The following is a 14,454-nucleotide window of genomic DNA, read 5'->3' as shown; positions in this document are numbered from 1 at the left end:
TCAGGCTCTCCCGAACAGGCCGTAAGGGCGTACCAGAATCACCACGGCCATGGCGCCGTAGATCATCAGGCTCGCGCCTTGGGGCCACAGGGTGGTCATCAGGCTCTGCACCACGCCCACCAGCAGGCCGCCCACCAGGGCGCCGCCGAACGAGCCCATGCCACCGATCACCACCACCACAAAGGCGATGCCGAGGATCTCCGGGCCGACAAAGGGCTGGGCGCCACGCAACGGGGCAAACAGCACCCCGGCGATCCCGGCCAGGGCCACGCCGAGGGCGAAGGTCATGGAGAACAGGCGGAAAATATTGGTGCCCAGCAGCGACACGGTCTCGGTACTTTCACTGCCGGCCCGCACCAGGGCGCCAAAGCGCGTGCGCTCCAGCAGCAGCCACAGGCCCAGGCCCACCAGCCCCGAGAACACAATCAAAAACAGGCGGTAGTAGGGGTACACGAAGTCGCCGACCACCAGCACCCCGCGCAGCAGTTCCGGCACGGCGACGCTTTTGCCCACCGGGCCCCAGATCATCACGCTGGCTTCCTGGATGATCAGCGCGATACCCAGGGTCACGAGGATCTGGAACATGTGCGGCAGGTGGTAGATCCGCTGGATCAATAATCGCTCGATCAGCCACGCCAGCGCGGCCACCACCAGCGGCGCGATCAGCAGGGCCAGCCAGAAGCTTTCGGTGAGGCTGACGGCGGTGTAGCAGATGTACGCCCCCAGCAAAAAAAACGCGCCGTGGGCGAAGTTGACGAAGTTCAGCAGGCCGAAAATGATCGTCAGCCCGACCGCAATCAGGAAGTAGATCATCCCCAGGCCCAGGCCATTGAGAATCTGGAACAGGTAAAGATTGAGCATGCAGGAATCCTCCAACAGGCGGCCGCGGTCAACGGCCCTGTCGTGTGTTACCGGTGAAAGTGGGCGGATCAGCCGAGCTTGCAGCCCGTGGCTTCTACCGGTGGGAACGACTGGCCGGAGCTGAGGACTTTGGCCAGGTCATCCTTGTCGGCCATGTCGCCCGTGGCCTTGCCCACCAGCAGGTAGTAATCCTTGATCACCTGGTGGTCGCCGGCGCGGATCGTTTCCTTGCCGGTCGGGCCGTCGTAGCTCAGGCCCTGCATGGCCTTGGCCACGGTGGGGCCGTCGAAGCTGCCGGTGGCCTTGATGGTGTCGATCATGACTTTGGTGCTGATGTAGTCAGCGGCCAGCGGGTAGGTGGGGTTGATCCCGTATTTGGCCTGGGTCAGCTTGACCAGCTCACGGTTGAGTGGGGTATCGACCTGGTGCCAATACTGCGCGCCGAGGTACACGCCTTCGAGTACATCACTGCCCAGTTCCTGGAACTGGTCGAGTCCGGCGGACCACACCAGCAGCACTTTCATGCGCTCCTTGATACCGAAGTTGACGGCCTGGCGCAGGGTGTTGGAGGACTGGCTGCCGAAATTCAGCAACACCAGCACGTCGGGCCGGGCGGCGATGGCGTTGGTCAGGTAGCCGGAGAATTCCTGTTCCTGCAATGAGTGATAGCTGTTGCCCACATGCTCCAGGCCGTTTTCGGCCAGCACGCTCTTGGCGCCTTCGAGCAAGGCTTCGCCGAACACGTATTGCGGGGTGATGGTGTACCAGCGCTTGGCCTCGGGCAGCAGCTTGATCAGCGGCACCAGGGTTTCGCGGATCGCGCCATAGGTGGGCACCGACCAGCGGAAGGTCGCACTGTTGCAGTCCTTGCCGGTGACTTCGTCAGCGCCCACCGGGGTCATGAACACACCGCCAACCTTGTCCACTTCCTTGGCCACTGCCAGTGCCGAGGACGACAGGGTGCAGCCCTGGAAGAACCGCGCGCCGTCCTGGCCGATCGCCTCCTGGACCTTGCGCACCGCCTTGCCGGCGTTGCCTTCGGTGTCGATCACCTTGTAGTTCAGTGGGCGCCCGAGGAGTTCGGGGTACTGGGCCACCGCCAGGCGTGAACCCATGTCGGCAAACTTGCCATAGCTGGCAAAGGCGCCAGACATGGACTTGAGGCCGTAAAAGGTAAACGGTTCGGCGGCGAATGCACTGCGCACGCCCAGCGGAAGGCTGAGCGCGGCGGCGGCGGTGAGGCTGGCTTTCAACAACGTACGACGCTGCATGGGGTGACTCCCTGGTTTAGTTATTGGCAGGAGTGGCAATGGCGATACGGTGGAGCACGGCCTGTGGGCAGGCCTTTTTTATTGAGGTGAAACACGGTCAAAACTGTAGGCGCAGGCAAGCCAGCTCCTACAGGGGATTTGGGGTGTTTTCAGGAGTGGTCGAACTCCAGCAAAAAGTGTGGGCTGACCTGGCCTTCCAGCGCGGTCATGTGGTGTTCGGCGTCGCACATGTGTTCATGCATCAGGCTGCGCACGGCGGCTTCATCGTTGGCGCGAAACGCGCTCAGCAGTTGCTTGTGATAGTCCAGGTTGGCCGCGTCGAATTGCTTGCGCTTGGGCTTGTAGGCTTTTTTCAGCACCACCAGGTCGCGCAGCAGGTCGTTGAGGAACTGCGCCATAAAACTCAGCAGCGGATTGGGGCAGGCCCTGGCCAGCAGGTTGTGGAACTCCAGCTCCGCCAGGCGCTGCTCGCGCTGGCCGGCCTCGCTGTCTTCCGGCGCGCTGCAAAAGTCCACGTTGTCTTGCAGGGCGCGATAGTCGTCTTCGCTCAAGCGGCCCAGCACTGACACTGCCAGTTCCACCTCGATTACCTTGCGCAGTTGATACACCTGCTCGCCATCCAGGTGCTGGAAGTGCAGGTAGTTGCGCAAGGCGCGGCTGGCCGGCTCCGTGCCGGCCTGGTTCAGGTACGCGCCACCGGTAGGGCCGGTGCGGGTGCTGACCAGGCCTTCGACCTCCAGGGCCTTGAGCGCTTCGCGGGCCGAGCCCTTGGAGCATTGGAAGCTCTCCATCAATTCGCGCTCGGTGGGCAAGCGGTCGCCGGGCTTCAAGGCATCGGTGACGATCGAGCGCTTGACCGACTCGACAATCACATCGGAAAGCTTCTGGCGTTTGCGTCGCAGGGGGCGGCTGAGCATGGTTTTCTATTTATCGTATTAATGCGGATAAATAGCACTTAATAGGGGTTGGGGCGGGGCGTCAACGGCAGGGGTCGTTTTCAGTTAAAACAGGTCGTAAACCACGTCCATGCCCCCATGTGGGAGCGGGCTTGCTCGCGAATGCGGTGTATCAGCCGACATATCCATCACTGACCCACTGCATTCGCGAGCAAGCCCCCTCCCACAGTTGATGTGTCGTGCTCATAAAATCTGAGCCTGGCGCAGTAATTGCCTGCCATAGCTCTCCAGTCTTTGTGCAGGAGCACCCAAGCATGCAATTACGAGCCTTGCGGTATTTTCACGAGGTGGCGCGCTGCGCCTCGTTGCGTAAGGCGGCCGAGCGTTTGTACGTCACGCCCACTGCCGTCAGCCGGCAGATTGAACACCTCGAACACTTCTTTGGCGCCGCCCTGATTGAGCGCGGCCCGCGCGGTATCCGCCTGACGGTGGAGGGTGAGTGCCTGGCCGAGCAGGTCACCAGCACCCTGCGCGGCCTCGATCAGGTGCGCGATGTGATCGCCAGCCGGCAGAGTCAGGTGGCGGGTAACATCAGCATCCATGTGTCAGAAAGTATCGTTTCCACAGTGCTGGCGCCGGTGCTTGCGGCGTTCTACCGGGCGCACCCCAAGGTCACCTTCAATATCGTGATCGCCAGCGCCTCGGCCACCCTCGACGCCCTGTGCAGTGGCGAGGCCGACCTGGGCCTGGCGTTCTATCTGCAGGAACGGGCCGACGTGGAAGTCACCGCACAATGCGAGTTGTGGCACCGGGTGCTGGTCAGTGCCGAGCACCCCTTTGCCCAGCGCGACAGCATCGAACTGCGCGAACTTGAGGGCCAGCCCCTGGCCATTCCTGACTCGGCGTACGGCGTGCGCCAGGCCCTGGAGATGGCAGCAAAAAAACGAGGAGTGACGATCCAGCCGGTGTTTACCACCAGCTCCCTGGAAGTGCAGAAGAGCCTGGCCCGGCAACGGGCGGCGGTGTTGATCCTGCCCCAGGTGGATGCCGACGCCCGCGACCTGGGCGATGGCCTGGTGGCGGTGCCGATTGCCGATGAGCACCTGGGGCGAATCCGCATCGACCTGTGCGGGTACCGCAACCGGCCGCGCTCGGTGGCGGTGCTCAAGTGCCAGGAAATGCTGGCCAGCGCGATGCAGCGTTGTGCGCTGGTGGACTGAAGCCTCAGTTGCCCAGGCAGTCGCTTGCCGGCGGTGGCTGCCTGCCGTGTGCCAGGTAGACACCCGCCCAACGATTTACGCAGCGGCTGGCATCGACGACGGAACTGCCCTGTAGATAAGGCCCCTTGAGCCGCAATGTGGCGGGCAGGGATTCGAACGCAGGGGTGGCAGCCTCATCGGGCTCTACCAGCACCATGCGTTCGATGCGATCGGCAAACAGCCCGGCGTAGCCGGCACCGAGCACGTTGCCTTGGGCGATGCCCAGGAAGCTGATCCGTTGCTCACCCAGTTGCTGGCGTACAAACTCCATGTCCCAGGCCGATTGCTCGTTGTCGGCTGCTGTGCGGGCGTTGCGCGGGCTCAACTCGATGACATCGTAGAACTGGGTCAGCGTGCGGTACGCCTCGGTGTTGTAGTACTTCCAGACTGTGGCCAGGTGCACCGCGAACACCCCGCGCAAATCCGCTTGTGCGGTAGCCGGGCGGGTGAAGATCACACCCCGACGCTCCAGGGGCTGACGGGCACCGACCCGGGTGAGGGTCAGGCGCAACGTGCGTGTGTCCGCGGCCTGATGGTTTTGCGGCACGGTGACGATGCCGCACTGGGTGCGTGCCATCACCTCCTGGTCAAGGGCCCGCCCGGGCAGGCGCGGGCAATCCACCAGCCACTCGATACCCGGCGGTGCGGCATGGCCGGGGGAACTCAAGAGCATTAACCATCCACTGATGATGCAAAGCGCTGCTGCTTTCAAAGGTTTCATCCGCGTTCCTGGGTAACCGTCCGTAGGGGACAGGCTTTTTACCAAGCGCGGCGGCGAGCCAATGCCGGAGCAGTCTCATGCAGGGTGTAAGAATTCTGAATATTACCCGTCGGCATTGACTGGTGCCGACGGGCGGGTGTCAGAACAGGTTGAAGGGGAAGTTGCCGACGATCCGGAACTCGTCGTAGCTGCCGTCAATTTGACCGCCGCTGGCGCGGTGGTTGTAGACGATGGTGCGCAGTACGGTGTTCTTCAATTTCCCCGATTGCACCACGTAGGCTAGCATCAAGCCGTTTTCATTGTGCTTGGCGTTATCCAGGCCGCGCACGTTGTAGCCGGTGTTGTGGCCGTTGCGATCCCCCTCGTAGTGCGTGCCGTCGATGCCCCAACCCTTGGCGTGCCACAGGCTGGCGGCCAGGTCGAGGTCGTAGCGCAGTTGCCAGGATTTTTCGTTGGGGCCGTTGTAGTCCGAGTACAGCGAGTTGGCCATGTAGTTGCCGGTGGACTCCCACACATAGTCGAAGTACTCGTTGCCGAACACCTGTTGCCAGGCCAGGGTCAGGCTGTGGGCCTGGTGGTTGGCGGTCACGGCCAGGCTGGCGGCGTCGTTGTCGATGTAACCCAGGCGCTGCTGGCCGGAATCCTGGGTGTGGTAGTAGTGCAGGGCGGTCTTGAGCGCCACCGCGTTTTTGTCGCCGATACGGTGGGTCAGCCCCAGGTAGTACTGGTCCCACATGTCCTCGAAGCGCGAGCCGTAGAGGCTGGCTTCCAGGCCGTAGCCCGGCTTGAGCGTGGCCCCCAGGTAGCTGATGCGCGCGCCGCTGTAGGCGCGGTTGCCAAAGGTGGTGGTCAGCCGTTCGGCGCCGGTGCCGGTGCGCGGGATGGCCCGGTCGAAGCTGCCGCCCTGCACCGACAGCCAGTCCCGTTCGTTGCTGTACAGGCCCACGCCCTGGAAGCTGGAGGGCAGGGCGCGGTTGTCCTTGTAGCGCAGGATCGGGTTATCGGTCATCAAGCGCCCGGCCTTGAACTCGGTGTTGGACAGGCGAAACCGCACATCGCCCACCCCCAGCCGGCTCCAGGTCGGGATCGCATCGCCGTCGCTGTCCACCAGCACGCGGTCACCGCCATTGGCCACCTTGCCATGCCCGCGCTGCAGGTTGACCGCGCTGAATACGCCGACATCGACCCCCACGCCAATCACGCCCTGGGTGTAGCCGGAGCTGTACTTGAGCATGGCGGTCTGCACCCAGGTTTCGCGCACGCGGGTGCGTTCGATGCCGGCGGGTTTCTGGATGCTCAGGTAGGTGCTGCGCTGGGTGTGCTGGTTGGAGTAGTAGTGACGCAGGTTCAGGTCCAGGCTGCTGCCGTCGATAAAGCCGGGGGCGCTGGCCTGGGCGTTTTCTTGAGCAAAAGCCTGGGTACCGGACGCCAGGGCGGCGGCCAGGAAAAGACGTGGATACATGGTGAATCCCCACACAAAGAAGAGTAAGGCGACCGCTGAGGCCGGGCACAGTACCTGTGGCAAGCGGTCTTGCCACAGTAGGGATAAAGCGATCAGCGAACCGGGGCTTCTCTGAGCCGGGTTTCGCGGGCCGGGGTGCCGGGCAGCACAGGCCGGGTTTCCTTGGCGAACCAGGCGGCGGTGAGGCACACCAGGTTGGCGATCAGCAGGTACCACACCGGTGACATCGGGTCGCCCGTGGTGCCGATCAGCCAGGTGATGATGATCTGTGCGGTGCCGCCAAACGCCGCCACACCAAAGGCGTAGACGATAGAGAAACCGGTGGAGCGCACGGATTTGGGGAAGCTTTCCACCAGCAACACGATCAACGCCGCGCCGCTCATGCCATGCAGGCCGGACAGCAGCGCCAGGGTCAGGAGGAAGGTCGACGGGCTGGGGTGTTCGGTCATCAATTGCAAGGCCGGGAACAGGATCAGCAACAGCACCACCCGGGGCGTCATCAGGATCACCCGGCGCCCGAAACGGTCGCACAACATGCCGCCAGCCACTGCGCACACCGCCATGGCCGCACCGGCCACCAGGGTCGAGAGCATGGAAATACTGGTGGGCAGCTTCAGCTCAGTCAGGGCAAAGGTGGTCATGTAGTTGAGGAAGTACTGGGTGATGGTGCTGCCCGAAAGGATCAGCAGGCCCAGTACCAGGGCGCACCGATGCTTGCCGCAGACTTCGCGCACCAGGTCGCCGGTGCTGGTGGTTTCGCCCTGGCCGTGGAAGGTCTCGGCCAGGTTGCGGCGGATATAGATACCAATCGGCAACACCAGCAGGCCAAACACGAACGGCACGCGCCAGCCCCAGCTGTTGAGGTCTTCGGGGGACATGACTTTGGTCAGGGTGTAACCCACCAGCCCGGCGGCCATGGCGGCGACGCCCTGGGCGACCACTTGCCAGCAGGCATAGGTGCCGCGTTTGTGCGGCGGCGCGGCTTCCAGGATATAGGTGGTGGCGGGGCCGGCTTCACCGCCCCAGGCCAGGCCCTGAATCATGCGGGTGACCACCAGCAGGATCGGCGCGGCAATCCCGATGGTCTCGTAGCCGGGCAATATCGCAATACTGCCGGTGCCCACCGCCATCATCACCAGGGTCAACAACATCGCCGGCTTGCGCCCCACGCGGTCGGCGTAGGCGCCAATCAGCACCGCGCCCAGGGGCCGCACGATAAAGCCGATGCCAAAGGCCGTGACCGAGAGCATCAAGCTGACGAAGGCGCTGTCGGACGGGAAAAACGTATGGCCGATCATCACCGCGAAGGTCGCGTAGACCCCAAAGTCGAAAAACTCCACGGCATTACCCAAGACCACAGCGAAGATGCTCTTGCGACCGGCGTCCGGCGATGGCGTTTCGGGTGTGTGCTCGGGACCCTCGCGAGTCAATTGTTCAGTGTGCATACCAGCCCCTCGATTTTAGTTATAGGTCGTCCAGACCCCGGCCTTGTGGCCAGGGAACAGGCGTGTGGGTGGGCAGTTCAGTTACAGCGTCAAGGTCAGTTCGGGTTCGGCCATTGGTGGATTGCGCCACGCCAGCTCTCATAGGTTTTTGCGATTTGCAGCAGCCAGATATCGGCAAAACGCGGTGCGATCATCTGCAGGCCGATGGGCATGCCATCGGCGGCGAAACCACAGTTGATCGACAGCGCCGGTTGCTCGCCCATGTTCCAGGGCACGGTGAACACGATGTGTTCGAACGGTAATTGCGGGTCATTGCTCGGTGACGGCCATTCGGCGGGGAACGCGTTGACCTGGTTGGTGGGCGACAGGATCAGGTCCAGGTCGCTGAAGGCCTGTGCGGCGCGGCGGCGCATCTCGAAGGTCTGGTTGAACCCCTGCACCGCCTGCACGCCGCTGATGTCGGCACCGGGCGCGGCCCAGTCGCGGATGTACGGCAAGACCTTATCGAATTGCTCGCTGCTCAACGCCGACAGGTCGCCCCATTGCCGGGCGCGCCAGAATTGGTCGAGGCCGTCGAGCTGGGCGCGGTCCATGATCGGCGGGATCAGCGTGACCTTGGCGCCATGGGCTTCGAACAGGCGCGCGGCGTGTTCCACCGCCTCACACACGAAACCTTCCGGTTGCAGGCCGGCGCCGGGTTCCAGCATCAGGCCGACGCGCAGGCCCTTGACCGACAGCGGCTGGTTGCTCCATTCGCTGGTGAGCGGCGGCAGGCTGGTGGCGTCGCGGGCATCGGGGCGGGCCAGGTGCTGCATCATCAGCACGCAGTCGTCCACCGTGCGGGTCATGGGCCCGGCGGTGCGCCCGGTGTAGTACGGGTCAATCGGGATACGCCCCAGGGTCGGCTTGAACCCCACCAGGCCGCACCAGGCGGCGGGCAAGCGCACCGAGCCGCCGATGTCGGTGCCGATATGCAGTGGCCCGTAACCGGCGGCGGCCGCAGCGGCAGCCCCCGAGCTGGAACCGCCGGTGTTGTTGGCCGTGTTCCACGGGTTGCGGGTGATGCCATGGAAGCTCGACAGGCCGGAGGAGAGCATGCCGAAATCCGGGACAGTGGTCTTGGCCAGCACAATCGCCCCGGCTTCCCGCATCCGCGCGGCGGGCGGGGCGTCCCTGAGGGCCGGGGTCAGGCGGGTGGCGGCGCTGCCGAGGGGAATCGGCGTGCCTTCGGTAGCCACCAGTTCCTTGATGGTCACGGGCACGCCATCGAGCACGCCATTGGGCTGGCCTTTGTTCCAGCGCTCGGTGGAGGCCTGGGCTTCCCGGCGCACCTGCTCGGGATCGAAGGCATACAGGGCGCGGATCTGCGGCTCCCAGCGGTCGATATGGCCCAGCAGGTGATCGTAGTAGTCGATGGGGGAGAGCTGGCGACTGGCGAAATGCGCCAGCAATTGCGCGGCCGTGAGGTCGTGAAGGTCGGTCATTGAGCGCTTCCTGGTGATGGGCCCTGGGGCTCATGGCGGGTGGCTGTTGGACCCGACTATATAAACCCTGGGGGGCAGCGACCATCACATTCGAAGCGGTGCAGTGTTGCGTTTTTGTGTGCACTCAATTGTCACGACTGTGGGAGCCGGCAAGCCCTAATGCCCGTCAGTTAAGCGCAGATCCCCTGTGGGAGCGGGCTTGCTCGCGAAAGCAGTAGGTCAGTCAACATCAATGTTTGCTGGGCCGACGTCTTCGCGAGCAAGCCCGCTCCCACACTGGATCAGCGCAACAATGGCTCGATGGCTTGCCGGACCCGTGGATCGTCACAGTGCGCCACATTGAAACGCATAAACTCGCCCATCCCCGACTCATACCCAAACAACGCCCCCGGCGCCAACACCATGCCGCGCTTGAGCCCGGCCTCGGCCAATTGTTCAGCGTTAACCCCGGCCGGCAGACGCGCCCAGAGAAACATCCCGGCCTCATACCCCATGGGCAGCTCACAGCCACAGCGGCGCAACCACTGTTCCACCCGCGCACCGGCTTCCAGCAGGCGCTGGACCATGCGCTTGCGGTGCCGCGCATAGCTGCCCTCGCTGAGCAGGCGGTAGACCAGTTGCTCGAACAGCTCCGAGGTCACGCCGCCGCTCATCAACTTCATATTGGTCAGGTTGGCCGCCAGTTGCGGTGCGGCCACCACATAGCTCATCCGGGTATTGGCGCTGAGGGTTTTCGAGAAGCCCGACAGGTACGTCACCTGCTCCAACCCGGCAAGTGCCGCCAGGCGGGGCGGCGGGTTGGGGTGCAGGTCGCCGTAGAGGTCGTCCTCGATGATATGGCAGTGATACTGACGCATCAGTTGCAGCAAGCCAAAGGCCTGGGCTGCACTGAAGGAATGGCCGGTGGGGTTGTGCAGGATGCTGGTGGTCACATACAGGCTGGGCCGGGCCTCGGCGAGCAACTGCTCCAGGGCCGCCAGGTCGAGCCCGTCCGGGCCGCGCGGCAGTGTCAGCACCTTGACCCCGTGCAGTGCCAGGTTGGCGTGGAAGTTGAAATAGCACGGTGCATCCAGCAGCACCGTGTCACCGGGGCGCGCCAGCAGGCGCATCAACATGTCCAGGCCTTGCAGGGTGCTGGGCGTGGTGATGATCTGTTCCACCGGCACCGCCAGGCCATCGCCCTGCAGTTTTTGTTGCAGTGCCTGGCGCAGGGGCAGGAAACCCGCTGGCGTACCCATGCCGGCAACCCGCAGGGAAGGGGCCCGCACCACACTGCGCAGGGCCTGGCGCATGGCCTCGGAGTCGAGCCAGTCTTCGGGCAGATGCCCGCCACCGGGGCGTAGCTCGCCCTGGCCGGTTAGCATGGGGCGGCGCAGCACACTGAGCAAATCCTGGGGCAGCAAGTCCACCCAGTTGCTCGACGACGGCTGCGTCTGGCGCTGGGCCACAAAGTGCCCACGGCCTTGGCGCGAGGTCAGCAGATGTTGGCCGCGCAGACGGTCCAGGGCTTCATTGATGGTGAATTTTCCGACACCCAACTGCGCCCCCAGCTCACGCACCGACGGCAGTTTGCTGCCGGCGGCCAATTCGCCTTGTTCGATGGCACGGGCGAACGCTTCGACGATCTGCTGGACCTTGGGGGCGTGCTCATGAAAGTGGATCTGCGGAAGGGCCATTGCGACGTCCTGAAGTTTGCCGGTCACTTTACCGGTAAAGCCTGCGTGAATAACCGCCGAGTTTACCTGCCCGACACGGAATTCGCGCCCTAGACTGCGCAACATTCCTCCCCGCCGCGAAATTACCCACCATGGTCACCGCCCTTACGCTGTCTTCCTTTCTGTATTTTCTGGTGTTGTGCAGCACCCTGGCCTTCAGCCCCGGCCCGATGACCTTGCTGCTGCTGAGCCTGGGTCTCAAGGACGGCCTGCGGCACTCCTTGCCGGCCCAGTTCGGCGCCAGCGTGTCGTACCTGATTTCGATCCTGGTCTTTGCCGTGGGCTTTTCCGAGCTGATCAAGGGCTACCCGCTGATTACCCAGGGCATCCAACTGGTGGGCGTGGCCTATATTCTGTACCTGGCCTACAAGCAGTGGACCAGCAGCGGCGTGCAGATCACCGCCGCCGGGCACGGGCCGGAGACGCCCCGCGGCCTGTTCGGCAAGGGCTTGCTGACCGGCCTGTCCAACCCCAAGGCAATCATCCTGTTCAGCGCCGTGTTCCCGCAGTTTGCCGCCGTCGGGCAGGACAGCGCCGCCGGTGACATCGCGATCCTCGGCCTGACATTCCTGATTCTGCAATTCGCTAGCGGCTGCCTGTATTGCTACTTCGGCCAACGCATCAAGCATGTGCTCGAGTCGCCGCGCAAACGTGTGCTGTTGCAGAAGGTCACGGCAGTATTGCTGCTGGCGGTGGCGATGTTGTTGGCCCGCGGTTTCTCCAGCTAGTCCGCTGGCGTCAAGGGTTTGGCAAGGCGATTGGCGTCTGCAGTAACTGTCTGAGCGGTACTGGCTATTTGCCTTTGCCCTGATAGACTTTCAGCATTCATCCAGGATCAGCCAGATCATGTCAGCCGCAGGAGGAAAAGGACTTCCGCTCGCCAAACGCCTGTACAAATCTCGGACCCTGGGGCTGACGCTCGGCTTTGTCTGTGTATCGGCCGGCATGTACCCACTGGACCCGCCTGGCTGGGTCTGGGCCTGGATGCTGATCAACGCCTTCGCCTGGCCGCACCTGGCCTACCAAATGGCGCGCCGCGCCGAAAACTCCCTGCGCGCCGAGCGCCGCCACCTGTTGGTGGACTCGTTTTGTGGCGGCTTCTGGGTCGCTGCCATGCACTTCAACCCGCTGCCCAGCGTCACCACCCTGTCGATGATGACTATGAACAACGTCGCCATCGGTGGCCTCCGATTTATGCTGATGGGGTGGGTGGCCCAGGCACTGGGCATCGGGGTGGCGCTGCTGCTGTTCGCCCCGGCCTATATCGCCCTGACCACGCCCGCCCAACTCTACGCCTGCTTGCCGATCCTGATGCTCTATCCGCTGGTCCTGGGCTGGATCTGTTATCGCCAGGCCATCACCCTGGCCCGGCATAAACGCGAACTCCTGGCCCTGAGCCGCACCGACAGCCTGTCCGGGTTGCTTAACCACGGCGCGTGGAAAGACCAGCTGGAAATCGAATTCGCCCGCTGCCGGGGCGGCCAGCAGGGGGCCGCCATTGCGTTGATTGATATCGACCATTTCAAGACCATCAACGACACCTACGGCCACGTCACCGGCGATATCGTGCTACGCCAGTTGAGCAAGATCCTGCGTCAGAACCTGCGTGCCACCGACCTGGCCGGGCGTTACGGCGGCGATGAATTTTGCGTGATCCTGCCGGACATGCCCCTGGGCCACGCCACCGAAGTAATGGACGCCCTGCGCGACCGCTTCAGCTCCCTGGGCTACGCCCAGGACCCCACCCTGCGCGCCAGCCTGAGCATCGGCCTGGCACCGTACCAAGCCTCCCACGACGACGCGACCAGTTGGCTGAATGACGCCGACCAGGCGTTGTATGAGGCCAAAAGCGGCGGGCGCAATCGGGTGCGTTCGATGCAGGGAGGGTGGGTGCGGTCGGTTTGAAGGGCCGCCGCCATCTCCGGCAAGGACACAACTCCCCATTAATCAGCATCAATAGTTGGTGTTAGTTGAATTTTTCATAGTCCTCTGCACCTAAAGATGCCAGCCACTGCTTAAAAAAATCGATTTGGTCTTGAGGGTTGTTTGTAAGATTGCTCTCTTCATAGTCAAATATATGAACTATGTCTTCGTTTGAGGCTTGTTTGCCCAGCGTCATTTCGTATGCGACAAGCCCAGCGGACATTTGTGAGGCCATTCTGGAAGGCATAACATTTATTTTTGCCCCCTTGCATAAGAATGTTATATGAGGAAAGTCCGATCTTATTTTTGCAAGGCAAACATAAATGTCTTTTTCCTGATAGATTTTTTTATGATTATCAGCCTCCGAAAATGTCATTGTGAGTTTCTTGGAATCGTACTTTACGATTACCTCCGTAAGTGTATTGTCGATTCTGGCGATTATTTTTTTTGTGGTCATTCTATTTCCTATTCGGATTTGGAAGTGAGTAGCCTACATAGCTTCCATTGGCCTTAATGGGCGTGACGCCTATTATATCTTCTGGGTCTATTCTTTGATGAATGGCGAACTCTTTCTCTTTTGGGTAAGGGGTCGCTTTTCCTAGTTCTATGTTTAAGTCATGTCCCGCTATACTTTTAAGAACGTATAAGTAGCCTTTCTTGGTTTTGTAGCCTGTTGCGAATTCGATTCCTACAGCTCTAGATGCAGACGTACTAATGAAGATGCTTGGAGGGTCGTCACTGTCAAAAGCGTGTAGAAGAAGATCTTCACTATTTCCTTTGCTTTTGAACCCCTCTTTGAATACTACGTCCGGATGGATTTTATCTCCACGAAAAAGGTACTTGTCATCTTCGTCTGGGGCTGGCGGTTTGGGCTCGTTTTTTTTTGTGGACGCCTTTAATGACGGGTCGTCAATGCCATTTGTCGGCGTACATTCACGTTCGCCCGGACATGAGTTCAACCCCAACGGATCCACCCACCCCGTAGGGTTGGGCACATACAAATACCCGTTCACCCCACCCGCCAACTTCATCGGGTCGGGCGTCAGGTAGCGTCCGTTATCCGGATTGTAGTAGCGATGCCGGTTGTAGTGCAGCCCGCTTTCCCGGTCGAAATACTGCCCCTGAAAACGCAGCGGGTTATCGACGGTGCTCTCGTCCAGCCGGGTGATTTTTCCGTAGGCTTGGTAATGGGCTGACCAGACGATTTTGCCGTCCGTGTTCGTCAGTTCCTGGGGCGTACCCAGATGGTCCAGTTGGTAGTGGAACGCCTGGGTATTGGCCGGACCAAAGCCTTCCAGCAAGGCCAGCGGCCTGAAGCTATCAGGCTCGTAGAGATAGCTGCGATGCTGCCCCGCCGTGTGCTCGGCGATGACTTTGTCGCCTTGCCAGAAAAACTCGGTGGTCTTGCCATCGATCA

Annotated in this window: 13 protein-coding genes; 3 read left to right on the top strand and 10 right to left on the bottom strand. The window is 62.1% G+C overall.

The genetic code is table 11. From position 1 onward, the window contains the following. The 3 genes from HBR94_RS05060 to HBR94_RS05050 form a co-directional block, all read right to left on the bottom strand. The gene (locus HBR94_RS05060) at positions 1-861 is read right to left on the bottom strand and encodes a branched-chain amino acid ABC transporter permease (RefSeq protein ID WP_057960104.1); all 861 of its coding nucleotides are present in this window, start codon (positions 859-861) and stop codon (positions 1-3) included. 68 nt (positions 862-929) lie between these two features. Further along, on the bottom strand, positions 930-2,132 hold the full coding sequence (locus HBR94_RS05055; RefSeq protein ID WP_170044311.1) for an ABC transporter substrate-binding protein: 1,203 nt from the start codon (positions 2,130-2,132) through the stop codon (positions 930-932). Between the two features lie 149 nt (positions 2,133-2,281). Next, a complete protein-coding gene (locus tag HBR94_RS05050) occupies positions 2,282-3,049 on the bottom strand; it encodes an FCD domain-containing protein (protein ID WP_057441603.1) in 768 nt (255 codons plus the stop codon). A 293-nt stretch (positions 3,050-3,342) separates the two neighbouring features. Between HBR94_RS05050 and HBR94_RS05045 the strand changes: the two genes are divergently transcribed. Beyond that, complete coding sequence (locus HBR94_RS05045; RefSeq protein WP_057960102.1) at positions 3,343-4,248, top strand: LysR family transcriptional regulator; 906 nt, start codon at positions 3,343-3,345, stop codon at positions 4,246-4,248. Positions 4,249-4,252: 4 nt separating this feature from the next. On the opposite strand, the gene HBR94_RS05040 is transcribed toward HBR94_RS05045, so the two are convergent. From HBR94_RS05040 to HBR94_RS05020, 5 genes are all read right to left on the bottom strand, one after another. Beyond that, a complete protein-coding gene (locus HBR94_RS05040) occupies positions 4,253-4,960 on the bottom strand; it encodes an alpha/beta hydrolase (protein WP_262377274.1) in 708 nt (235 codons plus the stop codon). A 187-nt stretch (positions 4,961-5,147) separates the two neighbouring features. Continuing rightward, the gene (locus HBR94_RS05035) at positions 5,148-6,470 is read right to left on the bottom strand and encodes an OprD family outer membrane porin (protein WP_170044309.1); all 1,323 of its coding nucleotides are present in this window, start codon (positions 6,468-6,470) and stop codon (positions 5,148-5,150) included. Positions 6,471-6,562: 92 nt separating this feature from the next. Further along, complete coding sequence (locus HBR94_RS05030; protein WP_262383362.1) at positions 6,563-7,915, bottom strand: citrate-proton symporter; 1,353 nt, start codon at positions 7,913-7,915, stop codon at positions 6,563-6,565. A gap of 95 nt (positions 7,916-8,010) precedes the next feature. Further along, on the bottom strand, positions 8,011-9,399 hold the full coding sequence (locus HBR94_RS05025) for an amidase (protein ID WP_057444291.1): 1,389 nt from the start codon (positions 9,397-9,399) through the stop codon (positions 8,011-8,013). A 281-nt stretch (positions 9,400-9,680) separates the two neighbouring features. Then, positions 9,681-11,075, bottom strand: a complete 1,395-nt coding sequence (locus HBR94_RS05020; protein WP_057960098.1) for a PLP-dependent aminotransferase family protein — start codon at positions 11,073-11,075, stop codon at positions 9,681-9,683. Positions 11,076-11,206: 131 nt separating this feature from the next. On the opposite strand from HBR94_RS05020, the gene HBR94_RS05015 reads away from it, so the two are divergent. Both HBR94_RS05015 and HBR94_RS05010 read left to right on the top strand, forming a co-directional pair. After that, the gene (locus HBR94_RS05015; protein WP_057441594.1) at positions 11,207-11,842 is read left to right on the top strand and encodes a LysE family translocator; all 636 of its coding nucleotides are present in this window, start codon (positions 11,207-11,209) and stop codon (positions 11,840-11,842) included. Between the two features lie 118 nt (positions 11,843-11,960). Further along, positions 11,961-13,019, top strand: a complete 1,059-nt coding sequence (locus HBR94_RS05010; RefSeq protein ID WP_057441593.1) for a diguanylate cyclase — start codon at positions 11,961-11,963, stop codon at positions 13,017-13,019. A gap of 61 nt (positions 13,020-13,080) precedes the next feature. Here the strand turns inward: HBR94_RS05010 and HBR94_RS05005 are convergent, their stop codons facing one another. Both HBR94_RS05005 and HBR94_RS05000 read right to left on the bottom strand, forming a co-directional pair. Then, positions 13,081-13,494, bottom strand: a complete 414-nt coding sequence (locus tag HBR94_RS05005; RefSeq protein ID WP_115128579.1) for a hypothetical protein — start codon at positions 13,492-13,494, stop codon at positions 13,081-13,083. Position 13,495: 1 nt separating this feature from the next. Continuing rightward, a partial coding sequence (locus tag HBR94_RS05000) for an RHS repeat-associated core domain-containing protein (protein WP_178112791.1) occupies positions 13,496-14,454 on the bottom strand: 959 nt, incomplete at its 5' end.

It is taken from the genome of Pseudomonas sp. WS 5412 (assembly GCF_012985615.1).
Lineage (GTDB): Bacteria > Pseudomonadota > Gammaproteobacteria > Pseudomonadales > Pseudomonadaceae > Aquipseudomonas > Aquipseudomonas shahriarae.
This window is presented reverse-complemented; position numbering and strand designations above follow the sequence as displayed.